Genomic DNA, 17,822 nt, shown 5'->3' with positions numbered 1-17,822 from the left:
GCGCATTACTGAACTTGGCCGAAATGACAAGTCTAAAGACTCAGCGCTGCCGATGCCAACGCGCCGTCACCTGAAGTGCAACACGCTCATAGCGGTTCCCGTCGCGATCGCAAGTCTCGGGAATATGCGTATTCGGAAACACTCCAGACCGCCGGCTCGAGCCGGCTAGCGGCCCCAGATGACGGCATTCTCGTGCCGTTTTATGATGTGTTTCAAATTCTCGAAAGCGGTCGTGACGTGGCCCGCGAAGCGCTCCGCCGCCGGAGAGCGCGGCCCGCCAACCCGGCGCAGGATGCCCAGTGAGCGGCTGGGCTGCGGGATTTCATAGGGCAGCACTGTCACCCGGTTCTCCTTGCGCTGCGCGAAGACCACGGAAAATGGCAGCACGGCCAATGCATCTGTTTCTGCGAGGAAGTTGATCACGCTCATCAGCGAGCCTCCCGAATAGCGCACGTTCAGGTCCGACATGCCGATGCTCATCAGGATCATCTGCAGGTCCGACATCAGCGGAGAGCCGGGCAGGGGCGCCACCCAGGGAAAGCTGGTCAGGTCATGCGCCCGGAGGCGGCGATTGCGCAGCAGCGGATGGTCCGGCCGGCAAGCCACGACATTGCGTCCGGGCAGGATCTCGGTGAATTCGAAGCCGGGTCCGAGGTCGAGCACGCCGATCGGCACGATCCCGAGGTCGATCTGGTTGCTCTCCAGCGCCGCGACCATCTCGGGCAGGTTCATATAGCTTTGCTGGACGGTGACCTCGGGCTCGAGCTTCTGGAACTCGCCGATCATCCGGCTGATCATCGCATCCATGAAGAAAGGCACGCCGCCGACGCGGACGACACCCTTGGTGCCTTTCATGAACCCCTGCACCGCATCCGACGCCTTGCGCGAGGCCGTGATGATCGTGCGGCCCTGCGCCGCCAACTGGAAACCGAGCGGTGTCGGCTGCAGCGGCCGGCGGCCCTTCAGGAAGAGCGGCTCGCCGACCCGCGCCTCCAGCATGGCCAGCGATCGGCTGACCGCAGGCTGGGTCAGGCCCAGCATGGCGGCTCCTTCCGACACGCCGCCTGCATCCAGTACCGCGGCGAGCTGCATCAAGTGGCGCTCGTTCAGCTTCATAGCAAAACGCTATACAAGGGCCACCACATCTCATCAAGCATCGTCTCGGGTCGTGTTATCCCGTTTGGCAAGGGGAAGGGAGGCCCCGGCGAAATGGACGGCCAGCACGACCCCCAGAGGGATGAACTCCCCAAGGCGATCTCGACGCAGGCCGAAGAATTCGCGCGGCGTCTGGCGGCAATGGGCCAGTCCCGCCTGGCGGCGGCGGCACAGGCCGCGGTCGATGGGTTGCACGCACTGATCGTGGAGTTGCGACCCTCCGGCGAGGAATTCCGGCTGGCGATCGATTTTCTGACCGAGGTAGGCCATTACGCCGATGCGCGGCGCCAGGAGTGGGTGCTGTTCGCCGATGTGCTGGGCGTGTCCTCGCTGATCGAGGATCAAAACAGCCCGCGCCCCGCCGGGGCGACCCCCAACACCCTGGCGGGACCTTTCTACCGGGCCGATGTGCCGGAAATGCCGCTCGGCGGGAACATTTCGCGCGATCACAAGGGCGAGCCGCTGGAGGTTACGGGGCGGATCGTGACGCTCGGCGGCGCGGGGATCGGCGATGCCATGGTCGAGATCTGGCAGGCCAATGCCGAGGGCCTGTACGAGAACCAGGAACCGGACAGGCAACCGGAATTCAATCTGCGCGGACGCTTCCGTGCCGATCCGCAGGGGCGGTTCCGCTTCATGACGGTGAAGCCGAAGGGCTACACGCTGCCGGCGGATGGTCCGGTCGGTCAATTGATGTCCGCGCTCGGTCTTGGCCTCGAGCGACCGGCCCACATCCATTTTCGCGTTTCGGCACAGGGCTTCGAAACGCTGACGACCCACATCTTCGACCGGTCGGACCCTGCGATCGGCCGGGATGCCATTTTCGGGGTCAAACCCGAACTCATGGCCGAGTTCCGCGCGCTGCCGCCCCATGGAGGAAAGCGCAAGCACGCACTCGACCTCAATCTCGTGCTCTGCCCGCAGCGGCCGGGCGAAACCGAAACCTCTGGGAGGAGATGACCGATGGCCCGTATCAGCGGCTACCACCATCTGACACTGTCGACCGACGGCGCTCAGGAAGATTTTGATTTCTATACCAAGGCACTCGGCCTGCATTCGGTGAAGCGCACCGTCCTGTTCGACGGCGTCATCCCCGTCTATCACCTCTATTACGGCTCGCCCGACGGCGATGCCTCGACGATCATCACCACTTTCCCGTTCCGCAAGCCGGGCGTCTATGGCCGCCGAGGCACCAACCAGTCGCGCACCATCATGCAATCCATTCCCAAGGGGGCCGCGGATTTCTGGGTGGACCGGCTGAACGCGCGCGGCATCAAGGCCACCAAGATCACACGCTTTGGCGCCGACCGCGTGGCTTTGGCGCATCCCTGCGGCATCTCGCATGAACTGGTGGAAAGCGACAGCGATCCGCGCGCGCCCATCACCAACGAGAAGCAGGGCATCGGCAAGGCCCACGGCATCAAGGGCATCTACGGCGCCGTCGTGGCGGTGATGGATCGCACCGCGATGGACGACTTCCTGACCATCGCATTGCCGCTGGAGAAGGAGGCGGACAATCACGAAGGGCTGGTGTTCCGCGTGCCGGACGCGACCGGCGTCAATCAGCGGGTCGAGGTGATCGTCGATCGCGACAGCGCACAGGGCACCTGGACGCTGGCGGGCGGGACGATCCACCACCTCGCCCTCAACACGGGCGATGAAGATAACCAGTTGAAGCTGCGCGCTCATATCGAAGGCCTCGGCTTCACCGATATCTCGGAGCAGAAGGACCGCAACTATTTCAAGTCCTGCTATGTCCGCTCGCCCGGCGGCGCGCTGTTCGAACTTGCCTGGACCACGCCGGAAGGCTGGGCCAAGGACGAACCCCCGGGCCAGATCGGCAAGACGCTGGTCTTCCCGCCGTGGTTCAAGGACCGCGAGGGCGAATTGCAGGCCGGTCTGGAACAGGCGGATTTCGCGTGAGCTCAGGCAGCGGTCCACTCCGGCTCGGGCCAAAGGGCGCGGAAGCGAAGGCGATCTGCGTCTTCGTCCACGGCCGCGGCCAATCGCCGGAGGAGATGCAGTCCCATGTGCTGTCGCGGCTTTCCGCGCCGGCCGTGGCATTCATCCTGCCGCGCGCGCCATTCGGCGCGTGGTGGGAGGCGCGCGCCGTCGACCCGTTGACGCCGGTCGCCCGCGCCCACCTTTCCGACGCGCTCGATCATTTGGCGGCCGCTGTCGTGGCGGCGCGGGCGGAATTGCCCGGACTGCCGCTGCTTCTGGCGGGCTTCTCGCAAGGGGCATGTCTGTCGATCGAATATCTCTGCGCCGGGCTGCCGCCGCCGGACGCGCTTGCCGCCTTCACGGGCTGCCGCGTCGGTGTGCCAACGGACGGGCGCTCCGAAGCCGTGCCGGCCGGCGTGCCGGTCTATCTTTCCGGCAGCGATTCCGATCCCTGGATTCCGGTTTCGGCCTTTGCCGACACGGCGCAGTCGCTGGGCCGCGGTGGCGCGAGCCTGCGGGCCGATCTGTTCCCCGGCCGGAGCCACGAGGTTTCGGATGCCGAGATTGCAATGCTGGGCACCATCATCGCCGACCTGGAAGCCGGCCGGGGTGCACGCATGGGAGCGGCGCGATGATGGACAGTTTCACCTTTCCCGGGCTGACGACGCGGGTGATCTTCGGTGCCGGCACGATGGGCCGCGCGGAGGAGGAGGTGCGGCGGCTCGGCCATGACAAGGCGCTGGTGCTGTCGACGCCCCATCAGAAGGCCGATGCGGACAAGCTGGCTCAAAGCCTTGGCGGCCTCGCCGCCGGGGTGTTTGCCGGCGCGGTCATGCATACACCCGTCGAGGTTACGGAAAAGGCCGTCGACGCCTTCCGCGCCAGCGGCGCCACGGCGGTCGTCAGCCTCGGCGGCGGCTCGACCACCGGGCTCGGCAAGGCCATCGCCGTGCGCACCGGCGCCGATCAGGTGGTGATCCCGACCACCTATGCCGGCTCGGAAATGACCGACATCCTCGGCGAGACGGCGGCCGGCGAGAAGACCACCCGCCGCTCGCCGGACATCCGCCCCGAAACTGTGATCTACGACGTCGATCTGACAATGAGCCTCCCGGTTGGTCTCACCGTCACCTCGGCGATGAATGCGATCGCCCACGCCATGGAGGCCTTCTACGCCCCCGACCGCAACCCGGTGATCGTGCTGATGTGCAGGGATGCCATGGCTGCGTTCCGGGACGGCATTCCGCGGCTGATCGACGATCCGCAGGACCGCGCAGCGCGGACGCAGGCGCTCTATGCGGCCTGGTGCTGCTCGACCGCGCTCGGCTATGTCTCGATGGCGCTGCATCACAAGCTGGCGCATGTCTTCGGCGGCTCGTTCGACACGCCGCATGCCGAAACCCACGCCATCCTGCTGCCCTACACGACAGCCTTCAACGAAGTGGCGGTGCCCGATCTGCTGCGCCCGATCGCCGATGCCTTCGGCGGCGGCTCGGCGGGCGGCGGGCTCTGGGATTTCGCGCGCTCCGCCGGCTCTCCGCTGAGCCTGAAGGAGATCGGCATCAAGGAGACCGATCTCGACCGCGCGGCGGCGATCGCGGTGAAGAACGCCTATGCGAATCCGAGGCCGATCGATCCGGGATCGATAAGGGAACTCCTCCAGGCGGCGTTTGAGGGACGCCGTCCAGGGAGCTGAAAAGAGGCAAGAGGGAGGAAGAGCAGATGATTACGAGACGGAGCTTACTGAAAGCGTCGGCGGCGACAGGCCTGGCGCTTGCCGGTTCCCGGCTGGCGACGCCGGCGCTGGCGCAGGGCGCCAAGATTCGCCTGGGCTATGTTTCGCCGCAGACGGGGCCGCTCGCCGGCTTCGCCGAAAGCGATGCCTACAACATCAAGGCTTTCCTTGCGTCCGAGGCGGGCAAGAATTTCGACGTCATTGTCAAGGACAGCCAGTCGAACCCCAATCGCGCGGCCGAAGTGGCCAAGAACCTGATCGTCGACGACGAGATCAACCTGATGCTGGTCGGCTCGACGCCCGAGAACACCAACCCGGTCGCCACCACCTGTGAGGCGGAGGGCGTGCCGGTCATCTCGACCATGGCGCCGTGGCAACCCTGGTTCATTGGCCAACAGGGCAATCCGGGCGACCCGTCGTCATGGAAGCCCTTCAAGTTCGCCTATCATTATTTCTGGGGTCTCGAAGACATCATTGCCGTCTACACCGGCATGTGGAAGCAGCTTTCCACCAACGGCAAGGTGGGCGGGCTGTTCCCCAACGATGCCGACGGCAATGCCTGGGGCGATCCGAAGAACGGGCTGAAGCCGGGCCTCGATGCCGCCGGCTTCGGCCTCAGCGATCCCGGCCGCTATCAGAACCTCTCGGACGATTTCACCGCGCAGGTCAACGCCTTCAAGGCGGCAAATGCCGAGATCGTCACCGGCGTGGTCATCCCGCCCGACTTCACCACTTTCTGGAACCAGGCCCGCCAGCAAGGCTTCAAGCCCAAGGCGGTGACGGTGGCCAAGGCCATCCTCTTCCCGCAATCGGTCGAGACGCTCGGCGATGCCGGCCACAACCTCTCGTCCGAGGTCTGGTGGTCGGCCTCGCATCCGTTCAAGTCGTCGGTGACGGGCCAGAGCTCGGCTGACCTTGCGGCGGATTTCACCGCCAAGACCGGGCGTCCGTGGACCCAGCCGATCGGCTTTGTCCATTCGCTGTTCGAGGTGGCGGCCAATGTCATGGGCCGCGTTTCGGATCCGACGAATGCCGAGGCGATCGCGGCGGCGATAGCCGCCACCGACATGACGACCGTGGTCGGAAAGGTGGCCTGGAGCGGTGCGGGGCTGCCGCCTTTCGCGGCAAAGAACGTCTGCAAGACGCCGCTCGTCGGCGGCCAGTGGCGCAAGAAGGCCGGGGGCGGCTTCGATCTGGTGATCGTCGAAAACGCCACCGCGTCTGAGATCCCCACCGCAGGCAAGATGGAAGCCCTGGCCTGACGCCGCCGGGGCGGCGGATGCCGCCGCCCTCGTTCGGCGCGACCCGAGGATGACAGTGATGATACTCAGGCTGGAAAACGTCTCGAAGTCCTTCGGGGCCCTGAAGGTTACCGATGGCGTGACCGTCACGGTGCCGCGCGGCGAGGCGTTGGGCATCATCGGTCCGAACGGGGCGGGGAAGTCGACGCTCTTCAACCTGATCACCGGCAATCTGCTCGCCAATGAGGGACGCATCGAGTTCCTCGGCCGCGACGTCACCCGCGCCCCAGCCATGGATCGGGTGCGCATGGGTGTCGGCCGCAGCTTCCAGATCCCGCAGCCCTTCGAGGGGCTGAGCGTGTTCGAGAACCTCCTGACCGCCGCCGCTTTCGGCCGGGGCGGCCGCGAGGCCGAAATGGTCGACGATTGCGCCGGTATCCTCGAAGAGACCGAACTTCTCCGGAAGGCCAATGTGCTCGCCGGATCGCTGAGCCTTCTCGACCGCAAGCGCCTGGAGCTCGCCCGCGCCCTGGCGACGGGACCCGAGCTGCTGCTTCTGGACGAGATCGCCGGCGGGCTGACCGAGGGCGAATGCAAGGCGCTGGTCGCGACGATCAAGGCGATCCACGCCAGGGGCACGACGATCATCTGGATCGAGCATGTGCTGCACGCCCTGAGATCGGTGGTCGAACGGCTTCTCGTGCTGGATTTCGGGCGCGTGATCGCAATCGGTGAGCCGGATCAGATCATCGCCTCGAAAGAGGTTCGCGAAATCTATCTGGGGCTCGAGGTCTGATGCTGCTGGAGACGCGCGACCTCACCGCGAATCACGGCCAGTTCCGGGCGCTGTTCGGTGTGAATATCACTGTCGCGGCGGGCGAATGCGTGGCGATCATCGGCGCCAACGGTGCCGGTAAATCCACGCTGATGCGTTCGATCACGGGCGTGATCCGCAACGAGGCCGCCATGGTTCTGCACCGGGGCGAGCCCATAGGCGCGCTGTCCTCGGCCGAGATCATGAAGCGCGGCATAGCCATGGTGCCGGAAGGGCGCCGGCTCTTTGCCTCGCTGAGCGTCGAGGAAAACCTGCTGATCGGCGGGCAGGCGCGCAAGGCGCCCGGGCCGTGGGGTCTGGAGGCGGTTTACGAGCTCTTCCCGATCCTGCGCGAGCGGCGCAAAAACCCCGGCACGGCGCTCTCGGGCGGCCAGCAGCAGATGGTCGCGATCGGCCGGGCGCTGATGTCCAATCCTGAATTGCTGCTCTGCGACGAGATCAGCCTCGGCCTCGCGCCCGTCGTCATCCGCGACATCTACGCAGCACTTCCCAAGATCCGTGAAGGCGGTGCCGCGATCGTGCTGGTCGAGCAGGATATCGGCAAGGCGCTGGCGGTGGCCGATCGCGTCTACTGCATGATGGAGGGCCGGGTGACGTTGGTCGCCAAGGCGGCCGAGGTCACGCGCGAAGAAATCCATTCCGCCTATTTCGGGGTGGCGGCATGACGAGGCAGCCCCGCATGCCCCGGCAATTTTCCCGCCGCCTGACGACGGGGGCGCGGCGATGATCTGGCTGGACACCCTCGTGCAGGGAATGCTGCTGGGCGGGCTCTATGCGCTGTTCGCAGCCGGACTGAGCCTCGTCTTCGGCATCATGCGGCTGGTGAACCTCGCCCATGGCGACCTGATCGTCTTTGCCGCCTATCTGGTGCTGATAGGCGTCACCTTGCTTGGCCTGTCGCCCTGGGTCGCTGCGCTCATCGCCATGCCGGTGATGTTTACGCTTGGCTGGCTGCTGCAGGCCGCCGTGCTGAACCGGGTGCTTGGCAAGGATATCCTGCCGCCACTCCTCGTCACGTTCGGCCTGTCGGTTGCCGTGCAGAATGGGCTGCTCGAGGCCTTTTCCGCCGACAGCCGGCGCATTCCGGCAGGCGCATTGGAGGGGGCATCGCTCGATCTCGGGCTGGTCACCTTTGGGGTCATGCCGCTGATGACCTTTGCGTCCGCGATCCTCGCCATCGTGGCCTTGAACGGGCTCTTCTACCACACCGCCCTCGGCCGTGCCTTCCGCGCCACTTCGGACGACGCCGTGACGGCGGGCCTGATGGGGATCGAGCCGAAGTGCGTGTTCGCCATCGCCACCGGGATCGCGATGGTCGTGGTGACGCTGGCGGCGCTCTATCTCGGCATGCGGGCGAACTTCGATCCCTCGATCGGGCCGGCGCGACTGATCTATGCCTTCGAGGCGGTGATCATCGGCGGCCTCGGCAGCCTGTGGGGAACGCTTGCGGGCGGGATCATCATCGGCGTGGCCCAGACGGCCGGCGCGGCGGTGAATCCGGAATGGCAGATCCTGGTGGGCCACATCGCCTTTCTGGTCGTGATGCTGCTCAAGCCGCGGGGCCTGTTCCCGCGCGCAGTGGATTGAGGGCGGCATGTATCGGCTGACAACCCGCACCCGCGCCGGAACTGCCACGGAAATCGCCGTGTTCGTTCTCGTCCTGGCCGGGCTCGCCTTGCCCGCCGTGACCTCGCGCGGTGTCATACAGGACCTGTTCTTCATTCTCACCATGCTGACGCTGGCGCAGATCTGGAACCTGCTGGCGGGCTATGGCGGTCTCATCTCGGTGGGCCAGCAGGCCTTTGTCGGCATCGGCGCTTATGCGATGTTCGCTGGCGTGATCCTGCTGGGCTGGAACCCGGTTGCCGCGATCCTGCTGGGCGGCCTTGCGGCGCTGGCCCTGGCCGTTCCCACGGCCTTCTTCGCCTTCCGCCTGCAGGGCGCCTATTTCGCCATCGGCACCTGGGTGATCGCCGAGGTGACGCGGCTGCTGATCGCGCAATGGAAGGCGCTCGGCGGCGGCACCGGCACCTCGCTGCCGCGCGAGGCGACCGGCAACATCATGGGCACGGATGCGATCCAGGCGCTGTTCGGCGTGCGCGAGGCGGCCGCGCGCGACATTCTCGCCTATTGGCTGGCGCTGGCGCTGGTCGTGGTCGTCACCGGCTGCATCTACTGGCTGCTGCGCAGTCGCCTCGGGCTGGCGCTGGCAGCCGTACGCGACAATGTCGAGGCGGCCCAATCGGTCGGCGTCGATGTCGGGCGGCTCAAATGGGCGGTGTTTCTGATCGCCGCGGCCGCCACCGGACTGACCGGCGCGCTGATCTTCGTGCAGACGGCCCGCATCTCGCCGGAGGCGGCCTTCGCCGTCACCGACTGGACGGCCTACGTGATCTTCATCGTCGTCATCGGCGGCATCGGCACCATCGAGGGACCCATAGTCGGGGTGCTGGTCTTCTTTGCGCTGCGTTCGGCGCTGGCCGACTACGGCAGCTGGTACCTGATGACACTCGGCCTCGCCGCCATCGCGGTGATGCTGTTCGCACCGAAGGGGCTGTGGGGGCTGATATCAGCCCGCAGCGGCCTGCACCTGTTTCCGGTCCGCCGCAGGCTGGCCGGTCTGAAGATCGAGGGAGGAAATTGATGGCGGATATCGAAACCGACGTACTGGTCGTGGGCACGGGCCCGGCCGGCTCGGCCACGGCGGCACTTCTCGCCAGCTCCGGCGTGGCCAACATGGTCGTGAACCGCTACCGCTGGCTGTCGAATACGCCGCGTGCCCACATCACCAACCAGCGCACCATGGAGGTGCTGCGCGACCTCGGGCCGGAAGTCGAGGCCGAGGCTGTGATGCACGCCTCGCCGCAGGAACTGATGGGCGAGAACGTGTTCTGCGAAAGTCTGGCGGGCGAAGAGCTTGGCCGGATGAAGAGCTGGGGCACCGACCCGCTCTCCAAGGCTGAACATCTCCAGTCGTCGCCGTCCTTCATGAACGATCTGCCCCAGACCTTCATGGAACCGATCCTGTTCAAGACGGCGTGCGCGCGCGGCACGCAGGCGCGCATGAGCACCGAATATGTCAGCCACGTCCAGGATGCGGACGGCGTCACCACGACCTGCCGCGACAGGCTGTCGGGCAAGGACTTCACCGTGCGGTCGAAATTCCTCGTCGGTGCCGATGGCGGCAACTCGCTGGTGGCCGAGCATCTGGGCCTGCCGTTCGAGGGCAAGATGGGCGTCGGCGGGTCGATGAACATCCTGTTCCGGGCCGATCTTTCGAAATACGTCGCGCACCGGCCAAGCGTCCTCTACTGGGTCATGCAGCCCGGCGCCGATGTCGGCGGGATCGGCATGGGTCTCGTTCGCATGGTGCGGCCGTGGAACGAGTGGCTCATCGTCTGGGGCTACGACATCAACCAGCCGCCGCCCGATGTGACGCCGGAACTGGCCACTGAGGTCGCCCGCCAGCTGGTCGGAGATCCCGGGCTCGAGATCGAGCTCCTGGGCGCCAACACCTGGACCGTGAACAACTGCTTCGCCACGCACATGCAGAAGGGGCGAGTGTTCATCATGGGCGACGCCGCGCATCGGCATCCGCCCTCGAACGGGCTTGGCTCCAACACCTCGATCCAGGACGGGTTCAACCTCGCCTGGAAACTTGCCAAGGTCGTCAAGGGGCAGGCGGGGATCGGGCTGCTGGAAAGCTATTCGGCCGAGCGTGCGCCGATCGCGCGCCAGATCGTGACGCGCGCGAACCAGTCGATCGCCGAATTCGGTCCGATCTTCGAGGCGCTCGGCATGGATGGCGGCGTGGATCACGACAAGATCCAGAAGAACATGGAGGCCCGCGCCGACGCCACACAAGCCGCCGAAACGCAACGCGAGGCGCTGCGCAAGGCCATCGCCTTCAAGAAGTACGAGTTCGACGCCCATGGCGTCGAGATGAACCAGCGCTATGCGTCGGGCGCCGTCGCAAGCGACGGCCAGCGCGAGCCGGCCTTCGAGAAGGATCGCGAGCTCCACTATGCGCCCACGACCTGGCCGGGCGCGCGTCTGCCGCATGTCTGGGTGTTCGAGCGCTCGGGCCGGAAGATCTCGACGCTCGACCTTTGCGGACATGGCGAGTTCACGCTGTTGACCGGCATTGGCGGCGAGGCCTGGGTTGCCGCTGCCGACGCGGTGGGCGCGGAACTCGGTCTGCCGATCCGCACATATGTGATCGGCCCGCGCCGCGCGGTCGAGGACCATACCGGCGACTGGGCGCGCGCACGCGAAATCCGCGACGCGGGATGCCTGATTGTGCGTCCCGACCACCACATCGCCTGGCGCGCCGAAACGCTGGCGGCCGATCCGGCGGCGGAGCTGCGCCGCGTCTTCAAATCCGTTCTGGCGCGCTGAGGAGGATCCCATGACCGACGACCACGAACACGGCTATTTTACCGAAGCCAACTCGGCCGAAGTCGTCGTGGCGCGCAACAAGAACGCCAAGGACCAGCGGCTCGGGCAGGTCATGGAGGTCATCACCCGCAAGCTGCACGAGGCGGTGAAGGAGATCGAGCCGACGCAGGAGGAATGGTTCGAGGCGATCATGTTCCTGACGCGGACGGGCCAGATCTGCAACGAGTGGCGGCAGGAGTACATCCTTTTGTCGGATGTCCTCGGCGTCTCGATGCTGGTCGACGCGATCAACAACCGCAAGCCGTCGGGCGCCTCGGAATCCACCGTACTGGGGCCATTCCATGTCGCCGACGCGCCCGAACTGCCGATGGGCTCGAACATCTGCCTCGACCAGAAGGGCGAGCCGATGTTCGTGCATGGCCGCATCCTCGACACCGAGGGCAAGCCGATCGCGGGCGCCAAGATCGATGTCTGGCAGGCCAATGACGAAGGCTTCTACGACGTCCAGCAGAAGGGCATCCAGCCCGACTTCAACCTGCGCGGCGTCTTCCGCACCGGTGCGGATGGACGCTACTGGTTTCGCGGCGCAAAGCCCAAATACTACCCGATCCCGGATGACGGGCCGGTCGGCAAGCTGCTCGGCGCGCTGGGACGCCATCCCTACCGCCCGGCGCATCTCCACTACATCGTCGAGGGCGAGGGCTTCGACGCGCTGACCACGCACATCTTCGATCCGGACGACCCGTATATCGATACGGACGCCGTCTTCGGCGTGAAGCAGAGCCTGCTCGCCGAATTCCGCAAGGTCGAGGATGCCGACGCCGCGGCGAAGGCCAAGGTTGCCGCGCCGTTCTACGACGTGGAATTCGATTTCGTGCTTTCGCGAAAGAAGAAGTGAACCGCCGCGCCGCGGGTGCCGCGAAGGCGCCCGCACGCAGGCCGGTATCGTGCAAATGGGAGGAAACTGATGGCCGCACTTGAGAAGATGTTCGATGTCCGAGGCAAGTCGGTGATCGTCACCGGCGGCGCCAGCGGCATTGGCCAGGCCTATGCAGAGATCATGGCCGAGCATGGCGCGAAGGTCTGCATCTTCGACCTGAACCCCGCCGGGCTGGAGAAGACCGTCGCCGCGATCAGGGCTTCGGGCGGCGAGGTCTGGGGCCAGGTCGTCGATGTCGGCGACCGCGCGGCGATGGCTCGAGCCTTCGACAAGGTGGCCGAGAAGGCGGGTTCGATCGATGTCGTGTTCGCCAATGCCGGGATCGACGCCGGCCCGGGCTTCAACACCCCGACCGGCGAGAGGAACCCCGAGGGCGCCATCGAGAACCTTCCCGACGAGCACTGGGACAAGGTGATCGAGATCAATTTGACCTCGGTCTACACCACCATCAAGCATGCCGTGCGGCACATGAAGCCGAATGGCGGCGGCCAGATCATCGTCACATCGTCCATCGCCTCGCTGATCAACGAGAGCATCGTCGGCACCCCCTACATGCCGGCCAAGGCCGCGGTGAACCATCTCGTTCGCCACATGGCGATGGAACTCGGCGCCTACAACATCCGCATCAACGCCATCCTGCCCGGACCGTTCATCACCAACATCGCCGGCGGCAGGCTGCGCAACCCGGCGGACCGCAAGGCCTTCGAGGCCCAGTCGCTCGTCGGCCGCATCGGCGATCCGGAGGAGATCAAGGGTTTGGCGCTCTACCTGGCGTCGCCCGCCGCGTCCTACGTCACCGGCTCGCTGATCGTCATCGATGGCGGCTCGCTGCTGCGGATGACCTGAACAAGTTTTGAACTGACGCCGGTCTCGTCGAGGGGACGGGCCGGCTTAACCAAGGGAGGAAATGACCATGACCTACTACAACAAACTCGTGAAATCGGGCTTGCCCAGCCGCCGGACCGTGCTGAAGGGGCTTGGAGCTGGTGTTGCCGCCGCCAGTACGCTGGCCATGCCGCGCTATGCGCGCGCCGCGACGGCGGGCAAGATCAAGCTGGGTTATCTCAGCCCCACCACCGGTCCGCTCGCCCTCTTCGGCGAGACGGACGGCTACACCTTGCAGAAGATCCGCGCCCTGCTCGGCGGCCAGCTGCAATGCGCCAACGGCAATACCTACGAGATCGAGATCCTCGACCGCGACAGCCAGTCCAATCCGAACAAGGCATCGGAAATCGCCGGCAACCTCATTCTGAACGACGAGGTGCACCTGCTCGTTCCGGCCTCGACCACCGATACGATCCTGCCCGCGGCCGAACAGTCCGAACTCTATGAGACGCCCTGCATCTCCTCGGGCGCGCCCTGGCAAGCGGTGATCATGCCGCGCGGCGGCGGCAAGCAGACCTTCGACTGGACCTACCATTTCTTCTGGGGTCTCGACGAAGCGCTGAACACCTTTGTCGGGCTCTGGAACCATCTGGAGACCAACAAGAAGGTCGGGATGCTGTTTCCCCAGAACATCGACGGCGAGACCTGGGGCAATGACGAATACGGCCTGCCGGCACCAACCCGCAAGGCCGGCTACGAGGTCGTCGTGCCCGGCTATTTCCAGCCGCGCACCAATGACTTCTCCGCGCAGATATCCGAATTCAAGAAACAGGGCTGCGACATCATCGGCGGCATCACTTATCCGGACGATCTCAAGACCTTCGTCACCCAGTGCAACCAGCAGGGCTTCAAGCCGAAGGCGGTCACGGTGGCGGCAGCACTCTTGTTCCCGGGCGGCGTCGAGGCGATGGGTCCGCTCGGCAACGGCATGTCCTCCGAGGTCTGGTGGACGCCCGCCTTCCCGTTCAAGTCGTCGCTGACTGGCCAGGTCAGCAGCGACATCGCCAGCCAATGGGAAGCTGATTCGAAGCGGCAGTGGACACAGCCGCTGGGTTATTCGCATGCCCTGCTCGAGGTCGCGCTGGACATATTGAAGCGCTCCTCCAATCCGCTCGACCGGACGGCCAACCGCGACGCGCTGGTCGCCACCGATCTGCAGACGCTGGTCGGCCATATCAAGTTCGACGGTTCGGCGCACAAGAACATCTGCAAGACGCCGATCTTCGGCGGCCAGTGGGTGAAGGGCGAGAAATGGCCCTACGACCTGAAGATCGTCGACAACACGGTCAATCAGCTCTTCGCGCCGCAACAGGCGATCAAGCCGATCGCCTGGTGACATGAGCAGGGACGCGGACGGATCGATGGATAGGGAAATCCTGCTGACGGCGCGCGGCGTGTCGAAGTCCTTCGGCGCCGTCCGCGTCCTGCATGAGGTGAGTTTCGACGTGCGTCGGGGCGAGGTGCTGGGCATCCTCGGCCCGAACGGGGCGGGCAAGACGACGCTGTTCAACATGATCAGCGGCGATTTGAAGGCGTCCGGCGGCGAGATCCAGCTCGGCGACACGGCGCTGCGCGGCGAGCCGCCCTTCCGTCGCTGCCAGATGGGGATCGGACGGACCTATCAGATCCCGCGTCCCTATTCCGGCATGACCACTTTCGAGAACCTGCTGGTCGCCGCCGCGTTCGGCGGCGGCCGGTCGGAGAAGCAAAGCTATGCCTTCTGCGCCCAGGTGCTGCGCGATTGCGAGCTTTCCGACAAGGCCAATGTCTCGGCCGGTGCCCTGACGCTGCTCGACCGCAAGCGGCTGGAACTGGCGCGCGCGCTGGCGTCGGATCCGAAGCTGCTGCTGCTGGACGAGATCGCGGGCGGGCTGACCGACGATGAATCGAAAGCGCTGGTGGCGCTGGTGCGCCGCATCCGCGACCGCGGCATCACCATCGTCTGGATCGAGCACGTGCTGCATGCGCTGCTGGCGGTGGCCGACCGGCTGTTGGTGCTGAACTTCGGCGAGAAGATCGCCGAAGGCGTGCCGGCCGAGGTGATCGCGCTGCCCGAGGTCCAGCGCGTCTATATGGGGATCGAGGCATGACGGCCGTTCTTTCCACCCACGGGCTCTTGGCCCGCTATGGCGATTTCCAGGCGCTCTACGGCATCGACATCGAGCTGCACCAGGGTGAGGCCGTGGCCCTGATCGGCGCCAACGGGGCAGGCAAGTCCACCCTCCTGCGTTCGATCATGGGCCTGCTCCCGGTCGGACGCGAGATGGTGCGGCTGCACGGCGACCCTGTCGGCAGCACCGCGACCGACCGCATGGTGCAGAAGGGCGTCGCCATCGTGCCGGAGGGCCGCCGCCTGTTCACCGGCATGTCGGTCGAGGACAATCTGCGCGTCGCCATCGACCAGGCCGCGCGCATGGGCGCCAAGGGCGGATGGACGCTGCCACGGCTGCACCAGCTGTTCCCGATCCTCAAGGAGAAGGCCCGCACGCAGGTGCAGAGCCTCTCGGGCGGGCAGCAGCAGATGGTGGCCATCGGCCGCGCGCTGCTGTGCCAGCCGCGCGTGCTGCTCTGCGACGAGATCAGCCTCGGCCTTGCACCCAAGGTGATCCGCGAGATCTATGCCGCTCTGCCTGAAATCCGTGCCACCGGCACGGCGATGATCGTGGTCGAACAGGATGTCGGCCTCGCCCGGAGCGCCTCGGATCGCCTCTACTGCATGCTGGAGGGGCGCGTGACCCTGACCGGCAGGTCGGCCGAAATCACGCGCGAGCAGATCGGCAAAGCCTATTTTGGAGCGGGCCATGGAGTGGTTTGACGCCTTGGTGCAGGGGATCCTGCTGGGCGGCATGTATGCCCAGTATGCGCTCGGCATGGCGCTGATGTTCGGTGTCATGCGCATCGTCAACATCAGCCATGGCGACCTGGTGATCCTGCTGTCGCTGATCGGCATCTCGATGGCCTCGGCCTGGGGTCTGGGACCGCTGCCTGTGCTGATCGTATTGGTGCCGCTCGCGGTGCTGATGGGCTGGGTGCTGCAGAAGGCCGTGCTGAACCGGGTTGTGGGCAGCGATCCGCTGCCTTCGCTGATCGCGACCTTCGGACTGTCGATCGCGCTGCAGAACCTGATGCTGCAAATCTGGTCCGCCAACAGCCGGTCGCTGCCCGGCCATGGGATCGAGAGCCAATCCATCGAGATCGGCAGCGTCTATATCGGCCTGCTGCCGCTGATCGTGCTGGCGGTCGCCACGGGTCTGACCTGGGGCCTCGATCTGACGTTGAAGCGCACGCGCTTCGGCCGGGCGCTGCGCGCCGCGTCGGCCGATGTCGAGGCGGCGGCGATGACCGGCATCAACCCGCGCGCCGTCTATGCGATGGCGACGGCGGCGGCGGTCGGCATCCTGGGCTTTGCAGCCGTCTTCCAGGCGCTGCGGTCGACCGTCGCGCCGGCCGATGGACCGGCCCAACTGATCTACGCGTTCGAGGCGGTGATCATCGGCGGCATGGGTACGGTTTGGGGCGCCTTCGTTGGCTCGATGGTCCTCGGCATCTCGCAGGCCATCGGCTTCCGCATCGATCCGGGCTTTGGCGTGCTCGCCGGACACATCGTCTTCCTGATCGTGCTGGCGACCCGCCCGCAGGGCCTGTTCGGAAAGGCATTGGCATGAGCGCGATCCCCTACACGGAAGCTGAGGCGCCCGAGGTGCTGGTGCAGCGCCAGACCCGGTCTGGCCGCGTCGCGATGACGCTGGCGGTGCTGGCGATGATCGCTGTCGCGGCCATGCCTTGGTGGGCCTCGACCGGTACGATCCGCTCGATCCTGGTGTTATGCTGCTACATCGCCGTCGCGCAGATGTGGAACCTGCTCGCCGGCTATGCCGGCCTTGTCTCGGTGGGCCAGCACGCCTTCATGGGCGCGGCCGGCTACGCGCTTTTCGTGTTGGCGCAGACCTACGGCATCAATCCGTTCGCGGCGGTCTTCCTGTCGCTGCTGGTGCCGGCGGCGCTGGCCGTGCCGATCTACCTTTTGCTTCATCGCCTGGACGGTCCGTATTTCTCGATCGGCACATGGGTGGTGGCCGAGGTCTTCCGGCTGACCGCCTCGAACCTGCCGCTGGTCAATTCCGGCGCGGGCATGTCGCTGCGCGTGATGAAGGATTATTCGGCCTTCGAGCGCAATGTCGCCATGTCACTGCTCTGCGCCGGCATGCTGCTGGTCACGCTGGGCGGCAGCTACTGGCTGCTTCGCTCGCGCTTCGGCCTTGCGCTGATCGCCATGCGCGACAATCCGGTTGCGGCTGCCAGCCAAGGCGTGAATGTCGCAAAGCTGCGCTTCCTCGTCTACGTCGCGTCGGCGGTCGGCTGCGGCCTTGCGGGCGCGATCTACTTCATGGCGCAGTTGCGGATCACGCCGGGTTCGGCCTTCGATCCGATGTGGGCGAATGTGGCGATCTTCATCGTCATGGTCGGCGGCATCGGCTCCATCGAGGGCGTTCTGATCGGATCCCTGATCTTCTTCATCGCTGACCGCTGGTTCGGTGAATACGGCGCAACCTATTTCGTCGTCCTCGGCCTGATGACGCTGCTGGTGGCGCTCTACGCCCGCACCGGCATCTGGGGCCTGATCTCGAAACGGTGGGATGCGCCATGGTTCCCGATCCGACGCAAGCTCGTCGATCCGGACCGCTGAGA

General features: G+C 65.8%; 18 protein-coding genes. 17 read left to right on the top strand and 1 reads right to left on the bottom strand.

The features are described 5' to 3' along the window. Positions 1 to 165: 165 nt before the first annotated feature. On the bottom strand, positions 166 to 1,116 hold the full coding sequence (locus AB4Z43_RS17240) for a LysR family transcriptional regulator (RefSeq protein ID WP_019859771.1): 951 nt from the start codon (positions 1,114 to 1,116) through the stop codon (positions 166 to 168). Positions 1,117 to 1,209: 93 nt separating this feature from the next. On the opposite strand from AB4Z43_RS17240, the gene AB4Z43_RS17235 reads away from it, so the two are divergent. The 17 genes from AB4Z43_RS17235 (at position 1,210) to AB4Z43_RS17155 (ending at position 17,820) form a co-directional block, all read left to right on the top strand. Further along, on the top strand, positions 1,210 to 2,115 hold the full coding sequence (locus tag AB4Z43_RS17235; protein WP_019859770.1) for a dioxygenase family protein: 906 nt from the start codon (positions 1,210 to 1,212) through the stop codon (positions 2,113 to 2,115). Between the two features lie 3 nt (positions 2,116 to 2,118). Then, a complete protein-coding gene (locus tag AB4Z43_RS17230; RefSeq protein WP_019859769.1) occupies positions 2,119 to 3,078 on the top strand; it encodes a VOC family protein in 960 nt (319 codons plus the stop codon). Next, complete coding sequence (locus AB4Z43_RS17225; protein ID WP_069092775.1) at positions 3,075 to 3,734, top strand: alpha/beta hydrolase; 660 nt, start codon at positions 3,075 to 3,077, stop codon at positions 3,732 to 3,734. Before AB4Z43_RS17230 ends, AB4Z43_RS17225 begins: the two co-directional genes overlap by 4 nt. Then, positions 3,731 to 4,795 carry a maleylacetate reductase gene (locus AB4Z43_RS17220; RefSeq protein ID WP_441938552.1) on the top strand — a complete coding sequence of 355 codons (1,065 nt, stop codon included), beginning with the start codon at positions 3,731 to 3,733 and terminating at the stop codon, positions 4,793 to 4,795. The genes AB4Z43_RS17225 and AB4Z43_RS17220 overlap by 4 nt, the downstream gene beginning before the upstream one ends. Before the next feature lie 26 nt (positions 4,796 to 4,821). Continuing rightward, entirely contained in the window at positions 4,822 to 6,096 is a 1,275-nt protein-coding gene (locus tag AB4Z43_RS17215) for an ABC transporter substrate-binding protein (protein WP_019859766.1), read from the top strand. Positions 6,097 to 6,154: 58 nt separating this feature from the next. Continuing rightward, positions 6,155 to 6,871: an ABC transporter ATP-binding protein gene (locus tag AB4Z43_RS17210; RefSeq protein WP_069092772.1), complete on the top strand. Its 717-nt coding sequence runs from the start codon at positions 6,155 to 6,157 to the stop codon at positions 6,869 to 6,871. Beyond that, a complete protein-coding gene (locus AB4Z43_RS17205; protein WP_441938616.1) occupies positions 6,868 to 7,575 on the top strand; it encodes an ABC transporter ATP-binding protein in 708 nt (235 codons plus the stop codon). The genes AB4Z43_RS17210 and AB4Z43_RS17205 overlap by 4 nt, the downstream gene beginning before the upstream one ends. Positions 7,576 to 7,633: 58 nt before the next feature. Next, complete coding sequence (locus AB4Z43_RS17200; protein ID WP_441938550.1) at positions 7,634 to 8,497, top strand: branched-chain amino acid ABC transporter permease; 864 nt, start codon at positions 7,634 to 7,636, stop codon at positions 8,495 to 8,497. Positions 8,498 to 8,504: 7 nt separating this feature from the next. Continuing rightward, a complete protein-coding gene (locus AB4Z43_RS17195; protein ID WP_441938548.1) occupies positions 8,505 to 9,554 on the top strand; it encodes a branched-chain amino acid ABC transporter permease in 1,050 nt (349 codons plus the stop codon). Then, positions 9,554 to 11,308 (top strand): FAD-dependent oxidoreductase, encoded by a 1,755-nt coding sequence (locus AB4Z43_RS17190; protein ID WP_064985999.1) that lies wholly within the window; start codon positions 9,554 to 9,556, stop codon positions 11,306 to 11,308. Before AB4Z43_RS17195 ends, AB4Z43_RS17190 begins: the two co-directional genes overlap by 1 nt. A 10-nt stretch (positions 11,309 to 11,318) precedes the next feature. Next, a complete protein-coding gene (locus tag AB4Z43_RS17185; RefSeq protein WP_441938545.1) occupies positions 11,319 to 12,206 on the top strand; it encodes an intradiol ring-cleavage dioxygenase in 888 nt (295 codons plus the stop codon). A 69-nt stretch (positions 12,207 to 12,275) separates the two neighbouring features. Then, positions 12,276 to 13,094 carry an SDR family NAD(P)-dependent oxidoreductase gene (locus AB4Z43_RS17180; RefSeq protein WP_019859757.1) on the top strand — a complete coding sequence of 273 codons (819 nt, stop codon included), beginning with the start codon at positions 12,276 to 12,278 and terminating at the stop codon, positions 13,092 to 13,094. A gap of 67 nt (positions 13,095 to 13,161) precedes the next feature. After that, a complete protein-coding gene (locus AB4Z43_RS17175) occupies positions 13,162 to 14,469 on the top strand; it encodes an ABC transporter substrate-binding protein (protein ID WP_019859755.1) in 1,308 nt (435 codons plus the stop codon). A gap of 25 nt (positions 14,470 to 14,494) precedes the next feature. Further along, on the top strand, positions 14,495 to 15,223 hold the full coding sequence (locus AB4Z43_RS17170) for an ABC transporter ATP-binding protein (protein WP_019859754.1): 729 nt from the start codon (positions 14,495 to 14,497) through the stop codon (positions 15,221 to 15,223). Next, a complete protein-coding gene (locus AB4Z43_RS17165) occupies positions 15,220 to 15,948 on the top strand; it encodes an ABC transporter ATP-binding protein (protein ID WP_441938542.1) in 729 nt (242 codons plus the stop codon). The genes AB4Z43_RS17170 and AB4Z43_RS17165 overlap by 4 nt, the downstream gene beginning before the upstream one ends. Beyond that, positions 15,935 to 16,798 carry a branched-chain amino acid ABC transporter permease gene (locus AB4Z43_RS17160; RefSeq protein WP_019859751.1) on the top strand — a complete coding sequence of 288 codons (864 nt, stop codon included), beginning with the start codon at positions 15,935 to 15,937 and terminating at the stop codon, positions 16,796 to 16,798. The genes AB4Z43_RS17165 and AB4Z43_RS17160 overlap by 14 nt, the downstream gene beginning before the upstream one ends. After that, positions 16,795 to 17,820, top strand: a complete 1,026-nt coding sequence (locus tag AB4Z43_RS17155; RefSeq protein WP_202362029.1) for a branched-chain amino acid ABC transporter permease — start codon at positions 16,795 to 16,797, stop codon at positions 17,818 to 17,820. The genes AB4Z43_RS17160 and AB4Z43_RS17155 overlap by 4 nt, the downstream gene beginning before the upstream one ends. Positions 17,821 to 17,822: the final 2 nt, after the last annotated feature.

This window comes from Mesorhizobium sp. 2RAF45 (assembly GCF_052115225.1).
Classification (GTDB): domain Bacteria; phylum Pseudomonadota; class Alphaproteobacteria; order Rhizobiales; family Rhizobiaceae; genus Mesorhizobium; species Mesorhizobium jarvisii.
The sequence above is the reverse complement of the archived record's forward strand: the minus strand, read 5'-3'. Positions and strand labels throughout refer to the sequence as shown.